This window comes from Mobilicoccus sp. (assembly GCF_032060985.1).
Classification (GTDB): Bacteria; Actinomycetota; Actinomycetes; order Actinomycetales; family Dermatophilaceae; genus Mobilicoccus.
In genome coordinates, this window is sequence record NZ_DAMBGD010000010.1 from 19,792 (window position 1) to 39,064 (window position 19,273).

Annotated in this window: 15 protein-coding genes, 1 tRNA gene and 1 pseudogene; 9 read left to right on the forward strand and 8 right to left on the reverse strand. The window is 72.7% G+C overall.

What is annotated here, in order from left to right; all coding sequences use genetic code 11:
* Window positions 1-36: 36 nt before the first annotated feature.
* The 3 genes from nadE to RT054_RS09335 are packed head-to-tail and all read right to left on the reverse strand — an operon-like array spanning window position 37 to window position 4,194.
* Window positions 37-1,020 (reverse strand): NAD(+) synthase, encoded by a 984-nt coding sequence (gene nadE / locus RT054_RS09325; protein ID WP_312722015.1) that lies wholly within the window; start codon window positions 1,018-1,020, stop codon window positions 37-39.
* A complete protein-coding gene (locus tag RT054_RS09330; protein WP_313023262.1) occupies window positions 1,017-2,201 on the reverse strand; it encodes an AMP-binding protein in 1,185 nt (394 codons plus the stop codon). Before RT054_RS09330 ends, nadE begins: the two co-directional genes overlap by 4 nt.
* Window positions 2,188-4,194, reverse strand: coding sequence for a hypothetical protein (locus tag RT054_RS09335; protein ID WP_313023263.1), 2,007 nt, complete (start codon window positions 4,192-4,194; stop codon window positions 2,188-2,190). The genes RT054_RS09330 and RT054_RS09335 overlap by 14 nt, the downstream gene beginning before the upstream one ends.
* Window positions 4,195-4,653: 459 nt before the next feature.
* Between RT054_RS09335 and mfd the strand changes: the two genes are divergently transcribed.
* The 8 genes from mfd (at window position 4,654) to RT054_RS09375 (ending at window position 14,634) form a co-directional block, all read left to right on the forward strand.
* The gene (gene mfd / locus RT054_RS09340; protein WP_313023265.1) at window positions 4,654-8,334 is read left to right on the forward strand and encodes a transcription-repair coupling factor; all 3,681 of its coding nucleotides are present in this window, start codon (window positions 4,654-4,656) and stop codon (window positions 8,332-8,334) included.
* Window positions 8,335-8,411: 77 nt separating this feature from the next.
* Window positions 8,412-8,996: a hypothetical protein gene (locus RT054_RS09345; protein WP_313023267.1), complete on the forward strand. Its 585-nt coding sequence runs from the start codon at window positions 8,412-8,414 to the stop codon at window positions 8,994-8,996.
* The gene (locus RT054_RS09350; RefSeq protein WP_313023268.1) at window positions 8,993-9,886 is read left to right on the forward strand and encodes a MazG family protein; all 894 of its coding nucleotides are present in this window, start codon (window positions 8,993-8,995) and stop codon (window positions 9,884-9,886) included. The genes RT054_RS09345 and RT054_RS09350 overlap by 4 nt, the downstream gene beginning before the upstream one ends.
* Window positions 9,887-9,999: 113 nt before the next feature.
* Window positions 10,000-11,280, forward strand: a complete 1,281-nt coding sequence (gene eno / locus RT054_RS09355) for a phosphopyruvate hydratase (protein ID WP_312719254.1) — start codon at window positions 10,000-10,002, stop codon at window positions 11,278-11,280.
* Between the two features lie 236 nt (window positions 11,281-11,516).
* Window positions 11,517-11,975, forward strand: coding sequence for a septum formation initiator family protein (locus RT054_RS09360; RefSeq protein WP_313023270.1), 459 nt, complete (start codon window positions 11,517-11,519; stop codon window positions 11,973-11,975).
* A 249-nt stretch (window positions 11,976-12,224) separates the two neighbouring features.
* A complete protein-coding gene (locus RT054_RS09365; protein ID WP_313023352.1) occupies window positions 12,225-12,782 on the forward strand; it encodes a DUF501 domain-containing protein in 558 nt (185 codons plus the stop codon).
* A complete protein-coding gene (locus RT054_RS09370) occupies window positions 12,782-13,810 on the forward strand; it encodes a Ppx/GppA phosphatase family protein (RefSeq protein WP_313023353.1) in 1,029 nt (342 codons plus the stop codon). Before RT054_RS09365 ends, RT054_RS09370 begins: the two co-directional genes overlap by 1 nt.
* A complete protein-coding gene (locus RT054_RS09375) occupies window positions 13,807-14,634 on the forward strand; it encodes a uracil-DNA glycosylase (protein WP_313023271.1) in 828 nt (275 codons plus the stop codon). The genes RT054_RS09370 and RT054_RS09375 overlap by 4 nt, the downstream gene beginning before the upstream one ends.
* A 109-nt stretch (window positions 14,635-14,743) precedes the next feature.
* Here RT054_RS09375 and RT054_RS09380 read toward each other — a convergent pair whose 3' ends face one another.
* The 5 genes from RT054_RS09380 to RT054_RS09400 all read right to left on the reverse strand — a co-directional run bounded on the left by RT054_RS09380 (window position 14,744) and on the right by RT054_RS09400 (window position 17,829).
* Entirely contained in the window at window positions 14,744-15,025 is a 282-nt protein-coding gene (locus RT054_RS09380) for a hypothetical protein (protein WP_313023272.1), read from the reverse strand.
* Between the two features lie 2 nt (window positions 15,026-15,027).
* Window positions 15,028-15,915 (reverse strand): Bax inhibitor-1/YccA family protein, encoded by an 888-nt coding sequence (locus tag RT054_RS09385; RefSeq protein WP_312719261.1) that lies wholly within the window; start codon window positions 15,913-15,915, stop codon window positions 15,028-15,030.
* 175 nt (window positions 15,916-16,090) lie between these two features.
* On the reverse strand, window positions 16,091-16,576 hold the full coding sequence (locus RT054_RS09390; protein ID WP_313023273.1) for a YbaK/EbsC family protein: 486 nt from the start codon (window positions 16,574-16,576) through the stop codon (window positions 16,091-16,093).
* A gap of 60 nt (window positions 16,577-16,636) precedes the next feature.
* A tRNA-Leu gene (locus tag RT054_RS09395) sits at window positions 16,637-16,710 on the reverse strand.
* Between the two features lie 24 nt (window positions 16,711-16,734).
* Window positions 16,735-17,829 (reverse strand): SGNH/GDSL hydrolase family protein, encoded by a 1,095-nt coding sequence (locus RT054_RS09400; protein WP_312719265.1) that lies wholly within the window; start codon window positions 17,827-17,829, stop codon window positions 16,735-16,737.
* 594 nt (window positions 17,830-18,423) lie between these two features.
* Between RT054_RS09400 and RT054_RS16510 the strand changes: the two are divergent.
* Window positions 18,424-18,858: pseudogene (locus tag RT054_RS16510) on the forward strand (hypothetical protein); the annotation flags it as partial.
* Window positions 18,859-19,273: the final 415 nt, after the last annotated feature.

The window sequence follows — 19,273 nt, forward strand, 5'->3', positions numbered from 1 at the left end:
CTCGTGTCGTCGGTCGTGGTGCGTGAGGCGCAGCGGTCACAGGCCGGTGTCCCGGCCCGCCTCCCCCTCGTGACCGGGGCGCAGGCTGCGGGTGCGCTGGTACCGGAGCGTGGCGAGCAGGCCCGTCGCGACCTGCCGGAGGGCGTTCTCGCTCCACCCGGGGACCTCCGCCAGGAAGGGGGTGACGTCGAGCGCGTCGATGCCGTCGGCGTCGGCCGCGAGGGTCAGGCGGCGCAGGAGGTCGGCGGGGAGGGCGTAGTAGTAGTCCTCCTGCGTCTGGGCGAGGGCGTAGGTGTCGGTCGTCGGCGGCCGCGCGATGATCTCCTCGGGGACGCCGAGCTCTCGTGCGAAGGCGTAGACCTCGGTCTTGGGGAGGTCACCGATCGCGCAGATGTCGGCCGCGTCGTCGCCGTACTTGACGACGAACCCCGTGTCGAGCTCGTCGCCGTTGCTCGCCCCGACGACGGCGAGGTTGGCCTTCTCGGCCTCCGCGTACGCGAACGTCATCCGGGTGCGCTGCTTGCGGTTCTGGTAGGCGATGACCGCACGTAGGTCCTCGACCGACGTCGACAACGTCCTCGTCGGCGCACCGTGGCGGGGGCCGATCGAGAGACGGTAGACGAGCGTGCCGAGTCGCTTGGCCATCGACGGCACCGCGTTGACCGCATACGCGTCGCGGTCGGGGTCGTACTCGGGGGCGTACCTGCGGATGATCTCCGTCATCTCCGAGATCGGTTGGGAGGCCTCGATGGCCGCGCCGATCGGGCGCTCGACGAGCCGCACCCCGGCGCTCGCCACCGCGGCGTCGACGAACCCGCGGGTCTCCTCCCCGGTGCTCGCGGCGTCCGGCAGGTAGAGCGCCGTGACGTTCTCCGGTCCGAGCGCCCGGGCGCACAGGTGCACGACGACGGTGGAGTCGATGCCCCCCGACAGCTGCACGAGCGCGCCCCTCTTGCCGAGGGCGTGCACCTGGTCCGCGATCCACTCCGCACGTGCCTCGACCTCACCGGTCACGGTCATTTTCCGCTTTCCCCCACTTCGAGTCGATCGACGATTCTGATGTCGCACAGGGCCGCCACCGAACCGATCTCGGCGTGCAGCACCCGACGCACCGCCCCCCTGGCGACGGCCCCCTCGCCCGGGACGATCTGGATGACGGGAACGACGTCGCCGCCGACGCGTGCCGGGCGTGCGTCCACACGTACCACGATCGGCGCGAACGCCCCCTCGATGAGGCCACGGACGACCTGGGCGTCGATCTTCGTGCCGGCGACGTTGAGAACGTGGTCCGCTCGGCCCTCGTGCCGCAGGGTGCCGTCCGGCAGCTCGCTGCCACGGTCACGGGTCGCGACGAACCCCGTCCCGGGACCCTCGCGCAGGACTCCGTACGGGGCCGGGACGGAGGCCGCCATCGCGTACGGGGTGCGCGCGTGGAACTCGCCGTCGCGGACCTGCAGGTCGACGCCCGGCAACGGAGTCCCGACCGTGCCCTCGACGAACTCGCCGATCGGCCCCGTCCACGTGGTGAGCCGCGGGCCGAGCTCGGCCTGGCCGTACATGTTCGTGAGTTCCACGTGGGGGAAGCGCTCGGCGATCGCCCGGGCCGCCGCACCCGACAAGCGCCCTCCGGCGACGAGGACGCGCCCGAGGGCCCGCCGCGGCAGGTTCGCCGAGAGCAGCACGGGCACGTGCTGGGGCAGGAGGTACACGGCGAGGCGCTCGACGTCACGCGGGAGGTCGGGCAGCCCCCACTCGGCGTCGAGGAACGTCACCGGCACCTCGGTGATCGCGTGGCTGTGGACGATCGACAGGCCGTAGGCGAATCCCGGGGGCGGAAGCGCGACCCACGTCGCGTCGTCCTCGTCGAGGCGGAGGCGCTCGGCGATCGCTCGGGCGTGCGCGTCGACGACGCTGCGCCGGTAGACGACGCACGTCGGGCGTCCCGTCGACCCCGAGGTGTGGAAACCGAGCAGCGGCTCGTCGCAGCGCGTCTCACCCTCGCGGGGCGCGAGGGAGGCGACCGGTCGAGGTGGGCCGGTGAGGTCGGTGACGAGGAGCGGCGGCCCCGAGCGCCGCGCCAGATGGGCGACGACGACGTCGAGACCGTCGTAGACCGTCGGCGGCCGGACCAGCGTCGACCAGCCCTCCGCCACGGCCGCCCGGTAGGCCGTGAGGGCCGTCGAACGATCAGTGACGGACACGGCGCCTCCACCCGGAGGCCGGTCGCGCGGAACGGGTGGACTGCGGTCCGGGCGACGCGAGTGATCCCGGCGATGACGCGGGGGCCGGGTGAGCGGCCACGTCGGTCTCGGCCGTGCCGAGACGGTCCATGAGCAGGGCGAGGGTGAGGTCCCGTCCGGCCCGTGAGAACAGGCTGTGGTCGCAGTCGGGGTCGTGGGACACGCTGACGTCGACGCCGCGCCGCCGGGCGGCGGCCGCCGCGTGGCGCCCGCCCTTGCCGCAGAAGATGCGGTACTCCTCGGGGCCGAACAACAGCGTGACCCGGAGCGGCGCTCGCAGGGGGCGGAGCAGCATCGACACGAGATCCAGGGGCACGTCCGGACGCAGGGCCGACCGCACGCGGGGGTGGCGGATCGCGAGCTCCTTGCTGAGCCGCTGCGCCGCGTCCCGGACATGCTGTCTGGTGCCGGGCCGGTGGCTCTCGGCGGCGTCGAGCACGGCCTCGGCGAGGACCCGCGGTGAGGGACGCCGTCTCGAGCGTGGCCCGGCGGACGACGACGGCCAGCCGGCCGACGACGGCGCCTCGGCCGCCGGCGCCTCGGCCCCCGTCGGGGCGTCACCGCCGTGGTAGTGGCGGTAGAAGGCCTCGTCGTAGACCTCCTCGCGGGGGTTCCAATGGACCGGGTTGACGGCGATCACCTCGTCGAACACCCCGAGGACCGCGGCCCGCAGGAGTGACCAGCCACCAGCGCACACCCCGACCCCGACGACCGGGAGACCCTGCCGGATCAGGAAGGCGGCCGGAACGGTCACGTCCGTGACGGAGGCGTCGGTGTAGGGGCGGGGCTCGTCGGTCTGGGCGGGGCCGGTGTCGTCCCCGATGAGCGACCTGTCGGCGCGCACCGAGACCACGCCGTGCGGGGCGAGGCGGCGCGCCGCGTCCACCCACAGCCGTCCTGGACCGGCCTTGATCTCCGAACCCATGGACGTGAACGTCGCGCCGAGTCGGGGCGTGACGCCGGGGCACGTCGTGACGACGACCGGCAGGGTGCCGAAGGTCTCGCGGCGCTCCGAGACGTGGGTGCCGTCCTCCAGGACGATCTCCGCGGTGTGCGCACCACGCCACGGGACGGAGGGCGTGGGGACACCCCGAGCGAGGCCGTCGACGAGGCGTCGGATCGACGCCATCGGGACGTGCGCGAAGTACGGTGCGCCGAGCGCGATGCGCAGAGCCGATCGTCGGTCGTCCTCGAGGAGGACACCGGGACCGCGCCGTGGCGCACGGAGTCGGGCGAGGCTCGCGGCCTGGGCGGAGGTGTACCACACGCCCTCGAGCTCGGTGCCGTCCGCGACCTCGGGGACCTCGACCGACTCGCGGCGGATGATCCCGTGGGTCCGCAGGTAGGTGCGACCCGAGATCGGCTCCCAGGCGATCCGGGCGCCGGGCCCGGTGTCCTCGAGGTCGTCGAGCAGGCACGCGCCGGTTCGCAGTCCCACGACGTGGACCGGCGCCTGTGGTCCGACGTGGGCGCGAGCGGCGGCCACGACGGCGGCGAGATCGCCCGACCACGCCTCGGCGAGGTCGTCCTCGGGGCGGAGGTCGGCCGAGTCCCCTTCTCCCGAGGGTGAGTACGAGAACGAGACGAATCCGGCGCCGGCGGCCGCCAGGGCGAGCGCGCTCGTCGTGCGGATGGCGACGACGGCCTCCCGGCCGACCGGCGGGCAGACGACGAGGGCGCCGACGGTCGGCCCCTCGGGGAGGTCGACACGGACGGCGAGCGCACGTCCGTCGGAGGTGATCCATCCCAGACGTCGGCGGGCGCGCCAGCCTCGAGCGGAGGCATCGGCGTCGCGGCCGCGTGCGACGGCGTCGAGGTCGCGTGCGACGACGGGGCGGGGCGAGGGGGAGGACGACCTCGCGTCCACCCGCGTCACGGCACGCCCGAGGCGTTGCCACGCCTCGTGGTTCCCCAGCTTGCGCGCCGACGTCGTCGGCGAGAAGTGCACACTCATCCCCGGTCCCTCCCTCGACGGAGCCTGCGGGGGCACGTCCGCCATCGTCGTGATCAGCTCCCCTGTGGCCCCCCGGCCCGGTGATCACGCGGGTTCCGGGATCATAGCAACGGAACTGGACGACCGTCCGGTTCGAGGCCGGATCGTTGTCGACAAGACGCCGAGCCGATGGCGACACCCGGCCTCCGGGAGGTCGAACGGCCTTGTCGCGGCATGGGTCTCGCGGTGTCGTCGGGCCGAACCGCCCCGGTGGTCGCGGTCGCCTCGCCCGGGAAGGAATCCGGGCGGCGACGGGTTGTCGGAGGTGGGTCCTACGCTGGAGGACACCGGTCGAGAGGTGCCCCATGCACGTTCTCGTCGGTTCGTCGCGCCCGTTTCGTGTCCGCCGACCCGTCCCACCTCCCGTCTCGCCCTCCCTCTGGTGGGCGAGACGCCCGTTCCGCCCAGGAGAACCGCCTCATGAGCCTTGCCCGTCTCGTCGACGTGGTGCGCACCGATCCCGCCGTCAGCCGCGCCGTGGACCTCGCGGCGACGAAGGGGCCGGACTCGGCGCTGGTGGACGTGACGGTCGCCCCAGGGCTGCGCCCGTTGCTCGTCGCCGCGCTCGCCCAGGGGCAGCGTGAGGCGTCGGGCGCGGGGGAGGCGGGCCGCGCGGGCGGCACGCTCCTCGCGGTCACGGCGACGGGCCGGGAGGCCGAGGACCTCGTCGACGCCCTCGGGTGCTTCCTGCCGCCGGAGCGCGTCGCCGACTTCCCCAGCTGGGAGACGCTGCCGCACGAACGACTCAGCCCGCGCAGTGACACCGTCGGGCGTCGCCTCGCCGTGTTGCGCCGGCTCGCACACCCCGACGACGCGGAGCACGGCCCGCTCGACGTCGTCGTCGCCCCCGTCCGGGCTCTCGTTCAGCCGCTCGCAGCGGGGCTCGGCGACCTTGCTCCGGTGTCGGCCCGGGCGGGGCAGGAGTACCCCCTCGAGGACCTCGTCGCCGACCTCGTCGGGGCCGCCTACACCCGGACCGATCTCGTCGAACGGCGCGGCGAGTTCGCCGTGCGGGGTGGGGTGCTCGACGTGTTCCCGCCCACCGAGCAGCACCCGCTGCGGCTCGAGTTCTTCGGCGACGAGATCGAGGAGATCCGCAGTTTCGCCGTCGCCGACCAGCGCAGCCTCGACGTCGTCGACGCCGGCCTGTGGGCACCGCCGTGCCGCGAACTGCTGCTCACCGAGACCGTGCGGGCCCGCGCGGCCGAGCTCGCCGAGAAGTTGCCCGGTGTCGCCGATCTGCTCGGCAAGGTCGCCGAGGGCATCGCCGTCGAGGGCATGGAGTCCTTCACCCCGGCACTCGTCGACGGCATGGAGACCCTGCTCGACGTCGTCCCCGGCGGCTCGCACGTCGTGCTCCTCGACCCCGAACGCATCCGCTCGCGCGCGCACGACCTCGTCGCCACGAGCGAGGAGTTCCTCGAGGCGAGCTGGGCGAACGCCGCGGCCGGCAACCACGTGCCCGTCGACCTGCGCACCATCCTCGACCAGGCCAGTTACCTCACCCTCGCGCAGACCCGCGCCCACGCCCTCACCCACGATCTGCCCTGGTGGACCCTGTCGAGCTTCGCCGCGGCTCCCGAGGTCGCCGAGGGGGCCCTCGCCGACGCCGCGGCCGCCCAGCCCGCCGGGGGAGCCGACGTCGACGACGCCGTGCTCACCCTGCGGGTGGAGAGCGGCGACGTGGACGGGTACCGCGGAAACTCCGAGAAGGCCCTGGCGGACCTGCGCGAATGGGTGGTCGAGAAGCGGCGGATCGTGGTCGTCACCGAGGGCAAGGGGTTCGGCCGCCGCCTCGCCGAGCACCTTCTCGAGGCCGAGGTACCGCACCGGCTCCGTGTGAACGGCGAGGTCGACGACGAGGCCGGAGTCGTGCAGATCGTCGCCGGCCGCCTCGCCCGCGGCGCCGTCGCGCCCGGTGCCGACCTCGTGCTCCTCACCGAGGCGGACCTCGTCGGCAACACCGCCGCGGGGGCCGGCGGCTCCACCCGCGACATGCGTCGCATGCCCTCCAAGCGCCGCAATCAGGTCGACCCGCTCTCCCTGCGCCCCGGCGACCACGTCGTCCACGAACAGCACGGCGTCGGCCGGTTCGTCGAGATGATGCAGCGCACCGTCCAGGACGCCACCCGCGAATACGTCGTCATCGAGTACGCGAGCTCCAAGCGCGGCCAGCCGGGCGACCGCCTGTACGTCCCCACCGACCAGCTCGACCAGATCACCCGGTACGTCGGCGGCGAGGCCCCCACCCTCAACAAGCTCGGCGGCTCCGACTGGAGCAAGACCAAGTCCCGCGCCCGCAAGCACGTACGCCAGATCGCGGGCGAACTCATCCGCCTGTACAGCGCACGTATGGCCTCCACCGGTCACGCGTTCTCGCCGGACACCCCCTGGCAGCGCGAACTCGAGGACGCCTTCGCCTACGTCGAGACCCCCGACCAGCTCAGCAGCATCGACGAGGTCAAGGAGGACATGGAGAAGACCGTCCCCATGGACCGCCTCATCTGCGGCGACGTCGGCTACGGCAAGACCGAGATCGCCGTGCGCGCCGCGTTCAAGGCCATCCAGGACGGCAAGCAGGTCGCCGTGCTCGTCCCCACGACGCTGCTCGTCCAGCAGCACTTCCAGACCTTCTCCGAGCGCTACGCCCAGTTCCCCGTGCGGGTCAAGGCGCTCTCGCGCTTCCAGGGCGCCAAGGAGACCGAGGCCGTCGTCGACGGGCTGCGCGACGGCAGCGTCGACCTCGTCATCGGCACCCATGCCCTGCTCACCTCCAAGGTGCGGTTCAAGGACCTCGGGCTCGTCATCATCGACGAGGAGCAGCGGTTCGGCGTCGAGCACAAGGAGCAGCTCAAGGCGCTGCGCACCAACGTCGACGTCCTCGCCATGTCGGCCACGCCCATCCCGCGCACCCTCGAGATGGCGGTCACCGGCATCCGCGAGATGAGCACCCTCGCCACCCCGCCCGAGGAACGTCACCCCGTGCTCACGTTCGTCGGCGCCTACGACGAGAAGCAGATCGCCGCCGCCATCCGCCGCGAACTCCTCCGCGAAGGTCAGCTGTTCTTCGTCCACAACAAGGTGAGCGACATCGAGAAGGTCGCCGGGCGCCTGCGTGATCTCGTCCCAGAGGCCCGCGTCGCCGTCGCCCACGGCCAGATGGGGGAGCACCGCCTCGAGCAGGTCGTCGTCGACTTCTGGGAGAAGCGGTTCGACGTGCTCGTGTGCACGACGATCATCGAGACCGGCCTCGACATCTCGAACGCCAACACGCTCATCCTCGACCGCGCCGACACCTTCGGTCTCTCCCAGCTCCACCAGCTGCGCGGGCGCGTCGGCCGTGGCCGCGAACGGGCCTACGCCTACTTCCTCTACCCCGGCGACAAGCCCCTCACCGACACCGCGCACGATCGCCTCGCCACCATCGCGAGTCACACCGACCTCGGTGCCGGGATGCAGGTGGCGATGAAGGACCTCGAGATCCGGGGCGCGGGCAACCTGCTCGGCGGTGAGCAGTCCGGGCACATCGAGGGCGTCGGGTTCGACCTCTACGTCCGGCTCGTCGGGGAGGCCGTCGCCGACTTCCGCGACGGCGGCGGTGAGCAGCGGCCCACCGAGATCAAGATCGAGCTCCCCGTCGACGCCCACCTCCCGCACGACTACGTGCCCGGCGAACGGCTGCGCCTCGAGGCGTACAAGAAGCTGGCCGCCGTCGAGGACGCCGAGGCGCTCGCCGCCATCGAGGCCGAACTCCGTGACCGGTACGGGGATTTCCCCCGGGCCGTCACCAACCTCATCGAGGTGGCGCGGCTGCGGACCGTCGCGCGCCGGGCCGGCGTCGGGGACATCGGCGTCCAGGGCAACCACGTCCGCTTCGCCCCGCTCGAACTCAGCGAGAGCCAGACCCTGCGCCTGCAGCGGCTCTACAAGGGTTCGCTCGTCAAACCGGCCACCCGCACCGTGCTCGTCCCGCGCCCCAAGACCCGTCCCGTCGGTGGACAGCCGCTCCGTGACCAAGAGGTCCTCGCCTGGGCCGCACAGGTCCTCGAGAACGTCGTCCTCGACGCACCGGGGGCTCCGGTGCACCGCCACTCCGCCTGACGGGTGACAATGGGCCCGTCCGTCCGATCGTCGCTTCCAGGGCCACGTCTCCCACGCTCCGCCCGAAAGGACCTCTCGTGAAGCTCCACCGCAGCCGCCGTCTCGCGGCAGGCACCGCCCTCCTGGTCGCCCTGCCCCTCACCGGATGCACGACGCCGGGCGCCGAGCCCGGAGTCGCGGCCCGCGTCGGCGACCGTACCGTCGCGGAGCGGGACGTCGACGCGGCCACGACCGAGCTCGCCCAGCTCGGCCTGGGGCAGCAGTTCGACACCGCGCGGGTCACGGAGTACCTCGCGCTCGGCCCGCTGCTGCTCGAGGAGCTCCAGAAGCGCGACGTCGCCGTCGGGCCGGCCGACGCGCAGCGACTCGTCAAGACCCAGGGCAACGAGCTCTCGCCCGCGACGACCGAGGTCCTCATGACCCAGTACGCCGCAGGCAGGGTCCAAGAGGCACAGCAGGTCATGCAGCAGTTCGGACCCACCAGCGCCCAGGGCAAGCAGTACCGGCCCATCGCCGAGGCCAATCAGGCGTTCACCACCCGCATGCAGGACTACGCCCGCGGGGGCGAGGTCGATTTCAACCCCAAGTACATGAAGCAGCCGGCCAACTGGGTGCTGCAGGACGGGATGGCGGGTCAGCCGCAGCAGGCTCCGCCGCAGTGACCTCGTCCGAGCGACGCGCCACCGAGGCGGCGTCGTCCCCCTCGCCGACGGGGGTCGCCGGGGCGGCAGGTCCCGGGCACGGTGCGCCCGAGGTCCCGGCATCGGCGCGGCGCGGGGAGGCCGTCCTCGACCTCGTCGAGGTGATGGATCGGCTTCGCTCGCCCGGCGGCTGCCCGTGGGACGCCGAGCAGACGCACGCCTCCCTGGCGCCCTACGCCGTCGAGGAGGCCTACGAACTGGCCGACGCGATCGAGGGTGGGATCCGGTCCGACGTCATCGACGAACTCGGCGACGTGTTGCTCCAGGTCGTCTTCCATGCGCGCGTCGGGCAGGACGGGCCCAGCCCGTTCGACATCGACGACGTCGCCCGCGGCATCGTCACCAAGCTCCGTCGGCGGCACCCGCACGTCTTCGACGGCGTCGACGTCAGTGGTGCCGCCGAGGTCGAGACCAACTGGGATGCGATCAAGGCCGCCGAGAAGCCGGACCGCACCGGCCCGCTCGACGGCATCCCGGCGGGCATGCCTCCCCTCGAACGGGCCGTCAAGGTCGCCGCCCGTCTCGACCGCGCGGGTCTGCTCCCGGCGGCTCCGGGGGGCGAGGTGGCCGTGACGGCCGGGGGCGAGGTCCGCGATCATGACGCGGGCCGTGTCGACGGAGGGGGTGACGGGCGCCGTGGCGGTGCTCTCCGCGGCGGTCTCGGGAACGGCGTCGAGGACCGCGACGAGGGCCCCGGGACCGAGGCCGGCGTCGGTGAGGAGATGCTCGCGCTCGTGCTGCGGGCGCGCCGGGAGGGACGTGACGCCGCCGCCGAACTCCGCACGGCGTTGGGTCGTCTGGAGGCGGCGATCCCGGCGACCCGGGACCCTGGTCCCGACCTTCGTGGGTGACCTCGACGAATCCCGGGACCTCCCAGGTCCGCTTCTGCGGGTTGCCGAGGCCACGCACTAGGCTGTGGACGTACCGCGTCCCCGCACTCCGTACCTACAGCAAGGAGAGATTCGTGGCTAGCATCGAGCACATCGAGGCCCGAGAGATCCTGGACTCGCGCGGCAACCCCACCGTCGAGGTCGAGGTCCTCCTCGAAGACGGCACCGTCTCCCGCGCGGCCGTCCCCAGCGGCGCCTCCACCGGCGCGTTCGAGGCCGTGGAACGCCGGGACGGCGACAACGGTCGCTACCTGGGCAAGGGTGTCGAGCAGGCCGTCGACGCGGTGATCGACGAGATCACCCCCCGCCTGGTCGGCTATGACGCGAGCGACCAGCGCACCATCGACCAGGAGATGCTGGCCCTCGACGGCACCGACAACAAGGCCAAGCTCGGCGCCAACGCGATCCTCGGCGTGTCCCTCGCCGTCGCCCGCGCGGCCGCGGACTCCGCAGGCCTGCCGCTGTTCCGCTACGTCGGCGGCCCCAACGCGCACGTCCTGCCCGTGCCGATGATGAACATCCTCAACGGTGGCTCCCACGCCGACACCAACGTCGACATCCAGGAGTTCATGATCGCGCCGATCGGCGCCCCCACCTTCCGTGAGGCGCTGCGCATGGGCGCCGAGGTCTACCACCAGCTCAAGAAGGTCCTCAAGGACAAGGGCCTCGCCACCGGGCTCGGTGACGAGGGCGGCTTCGCCCCCAACCTCGGCAGCAACCGCGAGGCCCTCGACGTCATCATGGACGCCATCCGCGCCGCCGGCTACGAGCCCGGCACGGACGTCGCCCTCGCCCTCGACGTCGCCGCGAGCGAGTTCTACGAGAACGGCCAGTACAACTGGGAAGGCGGCACCAAGACCGCCGAGGACATGGTCGCCTTCTACGCCGGCCTCGTCGAGGACTACCCGCTCGTGTCCATCGAGGACCCGCTGAACGAGGACGACTGGGACGGCTGGAAGTCCATGACCGAGCGCCTCGGCGACAAGGTCCAGCTCGTCGGCGACGACCTGTTCGTCACCAACCCCGAGCGTCTCGCCCGCGGCATCGAGTCCGACACGGCCAACGCGCTGCTCGTCAAGGTCAACCAGATCGGCACGCTCACCGAGACCCTCGACGCCGTCACCCTCGCGCAGACGAACGGCTACCGCTGCATGATGAGCCACCGCAGCGGTGAGACCGAGGACACCACGATCGCCGACCTCGCCGTCGCCACCAACTGCGGCCAGATCAAGACCGGTGCCCCGGCCCGCTCCGAGCGCGTCGCCAAGTACAACCAGCTGCTGCGCATCGAGGAGCTCCTCGACGACGCCGCCGAGTACGCCGGCGCCTCCGCCTTCCCGCGGTTCCGCGCCTGATCGTGGCGCCCACCGGACCCCGCCGACGCGCACCCCAGGGACCCTCGGGCACACCCCCGAGGTCCCCGGGGACGCGGGGCGCGACCACCGGACGCGGTGCGTCCGGCGATCGGTCGCGCCCGGCGGGGTCCGCCCCACGCCCCGCTGCGCGCCGGGGTCGCACGGGGTCGAGCCGTGTCACCCTGCCGGGGGCGTTCGCCCGCCGGTCCACGCGCCGTCTCGCGATGCTCGGCGGCGTGTTCGTCCTGCTGGCCGTCATGCTCGTGCCGACGCTGCGCGCCTACCTCGTCCAGCAGCAGCAGTACCGCGACCTGCAGGCCTCGGTCGCCCGGTCGGAGACCACGGTCGCCGAGCTGCGGCAACGCAAGGAGGACTGGAAGGACCCCGCGTTCGTCGAGCAGCAGAGCCGGACACGGCTGCGCTACGTGCGCCCCGGGGAGACGAGTTACGTCGTCGTCGGCGCCGACGCGCTGCGCGACCGTCCGCGCCACGACGCCCTGTCGGTCATCGATCCCGGTCACGGCAGCGCTCCCCGCGCCTGGTACGCCACCGTGTGGGACTCCATCGCCACGGGTGACACGATGGGCGAGGACCCCCGAAACGGGCCGGTGAGCCGCCTCGACGGCACCACCGAGACCGGCACCGATCCCACGAGCGGCCTCCCGACGACCTGGGGCACCGTTCCGGCACCGTGAGGCCGTCGTGCCACCCCGTCGTCGTCCGTCCATCACCCTCCTGCCGAGCGAGCGAGATCCATGAGTCCGACCCCCGACACCCCCGGCGCCTCCGAGCAGGAGGCGCCGTCGTCATCCTCCCCCGCCTCCGGGGTCTCCACCGCGTCGACGTCGGGGGTGCCGAGCGGGTCCGGCGACCCCGTGTCGGACGCGCACGGTGCCGCCGGCGCGCGGGAGACGTCGAGTGCGGAGTCCTCGCATGCCCCTCGGGTGGCGGCCGCCGACCTCGCCGCGGTCGCCCGCCAGCTCGGGCGGGAGCCGCGTGGTGTCGTCGCGGTCGCCCACCGCTGTGACTGCGGAGACCCCGACGTCCTCGCCACCGCCCCCCGCTTGCCCGACGGCACGCCGTTTCCCACGACGTTCTATGCGACGTGCCCACGGCTCACCGGCGCCGTCAGCACCCTCGAGTCCTCGGGGCTGATGAAGGACATGAGCGAGCGTCTCGCGCGGGACCTCGACCTCGCCGAGCACTACCGCGCCGCGCACGAGGACTACCTTCGCCGTCGTGCCGAGCTGGGAGACGTCCCCGAGATCGACGGCATCTCCGCCGGCGGGATGCCCGAGCGGGTCAAGTGCCTCCACGTGCTCGCGGGCCACGCCCTCGCCGCCGGTCCTGGTGTCAATCCGCTCGGCGACGAGACCCTCGCCGCGCTACCCGAGTGGTGGGCGAACGGACCGTGCACCCAGCCGCCGCCCGCAGTGACCGGCGAGGTGACGGGCGAGGTGGAAGCGGTCGACTCGCCCGGCGCAGACGGCGAGCGGTCGTGATGCGCGTCGGGGTCGTCGATTGCGGCACCAACTCGCTGCGATTGCTCGTCGCCGACGTCGAGGGCGCCCGGCTGCGGGAGGTCACGCGCCTCAACGAGATCGTCCGTCTCGGTGAGGGGGTTGACGCGGCCGGCCGTCTTGCGCCCGCCGCGATGGACCGTGCCTTCGCCGTGCTCCGCCGCTACGCCGCGATCTGCCGCGAGGCCGGTGTCGAGCGAACCCGATTCGCCGCCACCTCCGCCTCCCGCGACGCCGCGAACGCCGACGAGTTCGTCGCCGGCGTCACGGCGGCCTTCCCCGGCCTCGACCCCGAGGTCGTCACGGGGGAGGAGGAGGCGGACCTCTCGTTCGTCGGGGCGACCTCCGCCCTGCGCGAGCACGGTGAGGATCTCGGCCGCACGCTCGTCGTCGACCTCGGCGGCGGGTCCACGGAGTTCATCCTCGGGAGGGCCACAGCCCAGGCGGCCGAGGCCGAGGCGTCGGTGAGCGTCAAGCTCGGGTCGGTGCGGCTCACCGAGCGCCTGCTCCACCCCGGCGGTGGGTTCGCCTCGCTCGGCGCCGCCGACGACAACGGCGCCGCCGGCCGTGACGACGCTCCTCGCGTTCACGACGACGGTGTGCCCACGGCCCGGGCCGTCGGCGCCGCCACCCGTGAGATCACGGCGCGGCTGGAGGAGGTCGAGGCCGTCGTGCCGTTCGCGGACGTCGACACCGTCGTGGGTGTCGCGGGTACGGTGACGACCCTCACCGCCCACGCCCTGCACCTGGAGTCCTACGACCGCAGCCGCATCCATGGCGCCCATGTCGACCCGGCGTCGATGCTCGAGGCCTGCGACGACATGCTCGCCAGTTCGCGGGAACGCCGTGCCGCGATGCCGTTCCTCCACCCCGGGCGGGTGGACGTCATCGCCGCGGGAGCGCTGATCTGGGCGGAGATCCTGCGTCGTGTGCAGGCACGCTCCCCGGGGTTGTCCCTGCGCACGAGCGAGAGCGACATCCTCGACGGCATGGCGCTGCGGCTGCGATGAGACACCCGATCACCGGCCAGGAGTTCAGCTCCCCGGTCCCGCCCGGCACCGGCTGGCCGGAGGATCCGGCCGCACCCGACACCCCTGTCGCCCACGACGCCCTCGACGTCGAGCGCCTCGCCGGGGCCGCGCTGTCGTCCGAGATCGACGCCAGGAGCTCGGTGTGCCGGGCCTGCCCGCGCCTCGTCACGTGGCGGGAGACCGTGGCCCTGGAGAAACGGGCGGCGTTCGCCGAGCAGCCCTACTGGGGGCGGCCGATCGCCTCATTGGGGGACGACGCGCCGAGGCTGCTCGTCGTCGGTCTCGCGCCGGCGGCGCACGGGGCGAACCGCACCGGGAGGATGTTCACCGGCGACCGCAGCGGCGACTGGATCCACGCGGCGTTGTACCGTGCCGGGTTCTCCACCCAACCGGAGAGCGTCCACGCCGGAGACGGACTGGTGCTGCACGGCGCGCGGATCATGGCGCCGGTGCGATGTGCGCCGCCCGCCAACAGGCCGACTCCCGAGGAGCGCCACACGTGCGCGCCGTGGTTCGATCGCGAGCTGCAGCTCATCGCCCCGTCGCTGCAGGGGATCCTCGTCCTCGGTGGGTTCGGGTGGCAGGCCATGCTCGCCGCCGCTCGCCGCGTGGGGTGGCACGTGCCGCGGCCCACCCCGAGGTTCACCCACGGGGCCGAGACCGAACTGGGCACGCCGCATGGGCCGGTGCGCCTCGTCGGCTGCTATCACGTGAGCCAGCAGAACACCTTCACCGGCCGACTCACCGAGGCCATGCTCGACGCCGCCCTCGCCCGCGCGGCCGGGCTCGGCGAGCAGCGCTGACGGTCCGGCCGCTGCCCGCTTCCTCGTGTTCCCGGGCTCGGCGTCCGCCCTCGGCGGGATGCGCCGAGAAGATCGTCGGGAGACGCCGCCCGGGGACGACGCTCTGGACCTACTGGCATTCACCTGCATTGATGCGCCGCCGGAGGTCGGCGAGGCGATCCCCGGCGACCTCGTCCGGGGTGCCGGCGCGGGCGGCCTCGTAGACGGCGACGCGCAACTGGTCGAGGGCGGCCGCGGGGCCGAGGTCCTCGACCTCCGCGCCCAGCCACTCGCCGGCGAGCGAGCGGGCCGGCACGGCGGCAGAACGCGCCTGGCCCACCGGCAGCGTGTGCCACCGGTGGGCCAGGCGGTCGAGTTCGGTGCGCGCCGAGATCCCGACGGGGTCGTGCATGGTCAGTCGCGACTCTGGAGGTTCGCGAACAGACGCAGGAGCTCGATGTAGAGCCACACGACCGTGACGAGGAGGCCGAAGGCGAGCATCCACGAGTACTTCTCGGGGGCACCGGCCTGGATGGCCTTCTCGATCGAGTCGAAGTCCATCGCGAGGGAGTACGACGCGAGGCCGACCGCGAACACCGAGACGAGGATGCTCATGCCCGAGCCGAGGCCGAAGACGCCCCAGCCCTGGTTCATCCCGAACAGGGCGGCGACGAAGTTGACGAGCATGAACAGCATGTAGCCGACGATCGCCATGCCGACGATCCGGCGGCTGCGCTCGGTGACGCGGATGAGCTTCGTCTTCCACCCGAGGAACATCGTGGCGAACACGCAGAGGGTGGCGATCACGGCCGTGGTGACGACGCCGTCGAAGCGGACCATGAACGTCGCCGAGATGCCACCGACCATGAGGCCTTCGAACACGGTGAACAGAAGGATGAGCGGGGGGCTCACCGTCTTCTTGAACGAGATGACCATGCCGAGGACCAGCGTGACGATGGCGCCCGTGATCGAGGCGAGGCCCGCGATGCCGAGGTTGATCGTGAGTCCGGCCGTCCACGTGATGCCTGCGACGACGAGCATGAGGCCGAACAGCAGCCCGGACTTCATCATCACGTCGTCGAGGGTGAGGCGGCGGCTCTGCGTCGGGCTCGCCGACGGGGAGTTGTAGAGGTCGTCCAGCTGACCCGCGCTCATGTTCGTGCGGCCTGCGCTCTGGTGGTCCTGCGGGTAGCCCTGGGAGGTCTGCGGGGATCCGTAGTACTGGGTCGACCGGTTGTCGCCGAAGCCGGCGTAGCCGCGACGCGACTGCTCGTCGATCCGGTTGAAGACCGGGTTGCTCATGTCTGGGATGCCCTTTCGAAGCAGAGACGTGTCACGTGGATCAACGATCGGGAAGACGCCCCTGTTCCCGTTCATCCGTCTTTCTGCCCGCGGGGCCGCCAAGGGGGCCCGAGGTCGTCACGCTCGGTGTTCGGGCCGGGTCGAGGGGCCGCCGCGACGCGCGGCGTCCAGGGCGTCAGCAGTCGATGACCTGATATTCGACGCCTTCCACGTCCAGCAGATCGAGGAGGTCCGCTGTCGCGATGAAGATCGTCGCCCGGTTGTCGCCAGGGTGGAACGTGAGCACCCGCTCGCTCAGCATGTCGCGGTCGAAGGAGAGGAGGGCGCCTCGATGGGCGGGGGAGAGCAACCCCAAGGGGGAGACGACGCCAGGCTCGAGGTCGAGCGCGTCGCGCAGCCGGTCGGCGGAGCCGAAGGAGAGGCGACCCTCGCCCAGCACCTGCGCCAGCGCCGACAGGTCGAGCGCCTTCCGGTCGTCCATGACCACGAGATATGACCGGGTCCGCTTGCGGTTGACGAGGAACAGACTCTTGGTGCGGACGCCTTCGTGGCCTTCGATGAAGGCGTCCGCCTCCAGGGTCGTCTGAGCCGGCGGGTGTTCGACAAGCCCGTACGTCACGCCACGCCGGTCCAGAATCGACACGATCGCTGCCCGATCCATCCTCGTGACTCCCTCTCCCCCGGTTGGGGATGCCGCGACCCTCCCGCGAGGCGGTGTCGGTACCCCCGACGGGACTCGAACCCGCACTCCGGCCATTTTAAGTGGCCTGCCTCTGCCGGTTGGGCTACGGGGGCGCCACCAGCGTAGACGCCGACGCCTCAGGGCGTGGCCGTCCCCAGGCTGCCGCTGACCTCCCCGTCGACGTGGTCGTCGACGGCGTCCAGGTCGTCATCGAGGTCGTCGTGCTCAGGGGGGCCGTCGGGTCGGCGGCGACGCAGGAGGACGGCGAGGCCCCGCCGACGTCGGGCGCCGGTGTCTCCGACGCCCCCGATGCCCTGGACGCCATCGACGCCCTTGACCTCGGTGCCCGGGCGCCGGGCGGCCTGCGCAGCGGTCTGCTCGACGGTGCCGACGCGCTCGCCTCGCAGCCGGTCCGGGCCGCGCTGTGCCTCCCCGGCCCAGAGCCCGAGCGCTGCACACACCGCCGGGAGCAGTGCCGCCGCCGCCCGGGCGTACCCGGCGGGCGAGGGGTGGAAGCGGTCGACGCTGAACATGTGCTCGGGCGCCGAGATGAAATCGGGTCGCAGCAGGTCACCGAGGGAGACGGTGCGTCCGCCGGCCTCGACGACGGCGACGGTCTGCGCCGTGGCGAGTTCGCGACTCCAGTGCTTGGTGAGGGTGCGCAGGGGTTGGGCGAGGGGCTCGATCGTGCCGAGGTCGGGGCACGTGCCGACGACGACCTCCGCCCCGGTCGCCCGCAACGCCGTCACGGCATGGCGCAGATGACTCACCGACACCGACGTGGGGATGCGGTGGGTGACGTCGTTGCCGCCGACGCTGATGAGGGCCACGTCCGGCCTCGGTACCGCCTCGATCGCGCGCCTCACCTGGCCGTCGAGCCACGGCGACTCCGCCCCCACCTCGGCCACGTTCGTCAGCTGCACCGGACGCCCCGCGAGCGCTGAGATGCCCGTCGCCAGGACCCCGCCCATCGTCTGGAATCGGGTGTCCGCGCCGAGACCGGCGGCGAGGCTGTCGCCGAGGACGACGAGTTCGATCGGCGCCCCGAGTCCGGCGCCGTAGAGGCTCGTGTCGTCGGGGGAGGCGTCGAACGGCTTGCCGATGGTGCGGCGAGCGAGTCGCGCCTCGACCTTGAGGAGCCCGTAGCTCACGAGCCCGGCCGTGCCCAGACCCGCCAGCCCGGCGCCCCCGCCGATCGCGGCGCTGGTGAGCATCAAGCGAGCGCGGCTCATGCGTCCCCTCCGTCTCTGCACGTCTGCACGTCGGCACGTCGACCCCGCCGTCCACGGTAGGGGGCGGATGTGGCCGTCGTGCATCTGCATGTGATGAACGGCCCCGAACGAGGCCGCAGTTCCAGTGCGAGGCGTCGAACCGCCGACCGGCCGGTGAACGTCCGGTGACCGGGTGCGCCAGGCCGTCGTCTGCCGCCCGTCCCACTCACCGGCCGGCCCCTGCACCGGCCGGCCCATTCACCGCCCGTCGTGTCCGCTCGTTCCCTCGTGCCCCGGGGTGTCGTCGCCCAGCTGTCGACCCCGTCCGCCGCGGTCGCGTCGGGTCTCAGGTCGGGGGGACGTCGGTCGATGAGGAAGCGGGAGTCTCGCCGGCTCCAGCGGCCAGGACGGCCGCTCGCAACTCACGGATGAGTGGACCCGATGACCCTGATGCCCGATCTGCCGACCGCCGGCCGGGGCCGGCCCCTGCCGGCCCTCGGCGTGCCCGGGGGGCCTGGTCCCGCCCCCGCGCGGGAGAGGGGCGAACAGGTCAGGCCCACCGAGCCGGCCGCGGTCGAGGAGTCGGCGGCCGGACGTGCCGAGACCCGGCGCCTCATGGCCGACCGTTACGCCCTGGAGACGCAGACGCGTACCGCGGAGGGGCTCCGCGCGGCGCTCGCGGAGACCTCCCGTCGGGTGCAACCCCAGGTGGCCGACGTGCGCGAGCTCTCCGCACGCCCGCGCCCCTCGGACGAGGCCTCAGCCCGTGCGCTCGAGGACGCCAGGCTGGCCGCCGCCGATGAGGTCGCCCAACGCACCCGGGTCGCGGCGGCACGCCTGGCCACGCTGCGGATCACGAATCAGGAGAAGGCCGCCCGCCTCGCCGAGGAGGTGCGCGACGACGCGCGCCGCCTCGCCGACCTGAACGGGGAACTGACCGCGGACGAGCCCCCCACGGTCGAGCGGCGCGCCGAGATCCGGCAACGCCAACGCGAGATCGCCGACGGTCTCGCCGAGAAGATCGGCGCGATCATCCGCGAGAACGCCGACGGCACCGTCGATGCGGCCCTCGACGGCCAGAGCCTCGTGGACGGTAGCCGGGTCGGGCAACCCGTGGATGTCGCCCGCCCCGTCTCCACCGGGGACCGCTCGCGCGCCGACTCGAACGCGGACGCCACGCGTGTCGCGCCACCCCCGGGCCGTGAGCCACCTCGACCGTCACGAGAACCCGAGGCGCGCGAAGTCCCACGCCCCGAAACTCGACCTCCACACGAGGTCGAGGGGACCACCCCGGCTGGTGGAGCGCCACCGCGCATCGAGGGCGCGACCGTGGTTCGCTCCGTCGAACCCGGCGCTCGCTTGGTCGGGGGCGGCGTGCCCGAGGCCGCACCGCCGCGCGCTCGGGCCGGTGTCGACGCCGGTGCCGACACCATGACCCCGCACCCGGGGCCTCCCGGTGAGGCCG

Excerpts from the sequence above, each read along its gene's own strand:
- RT054_RS09335 (WP_313023263.1), bottom strand. The coding sequence starts at position 4,194 with ATGAGTGTGCACTTCTCGCCGACGACGTCGGCGCGCAAGCTGGGGAAC.
- RT054_RS09385 (WP_312719261.1), bottom strand. The coding sequence starts at position 15,915 with ATGAGCAACCCGGTCTTCAACCGGATCGACGAGCAGTCGCGTCGCGGC.
- RT054_RS09375 (WP_313023271.1), top strand. The coding sequence starts at position 13,807 with ATGAGACACCCGATCACCGGCCAGGAGTTCAGCTCCCCGGTCCCGCCC.
- RT054_RS09400 (WP_312719265.1), bottom strand. The coding sequence starts at position 17,829 with ATGAGCCGCGCTCGCTTGATGCTCACCAGCGCCGCGATCGGCGGGGGC.
- mfd (WP_313023265.1), top strand. The coding sequence starts at position 4,654 with ATGAGCCTTGCCCGTCTCGTCGACGTGGTGCGCACCGATCCCGCCGTC.
- RT054_RS09390 (WP_313023273.1), bottom strand. The coding sequence starts at position 16,576 with ATGGATCGGGCAGCGATCGTGTCGATTCTGGACCGGCGTGGCGTGACG.
- RT054_RS09370 (WP_313023353.1), top strand. The coding sequence starts at position 12,782 with ATGCGCGTCGGGGTCGTCGATTGCGGCACCAACTCGCTGCGATTGCTC.
- nadE (WP_312722015.1), bottom strand. The coding sequence starts at position 1,020 with ATGACCGTGACCGGTGAGGTCGAGGCACGTGCGGAGTGGATCGCGGAC.
- RT054_RS09380 (WP_313023272.1), bottom strand. The coding sequence starts at position 15,025 with ATGCACGACCCCGTCGGGATCTCGGCGCGCACCGAACTCGACCGCCTG.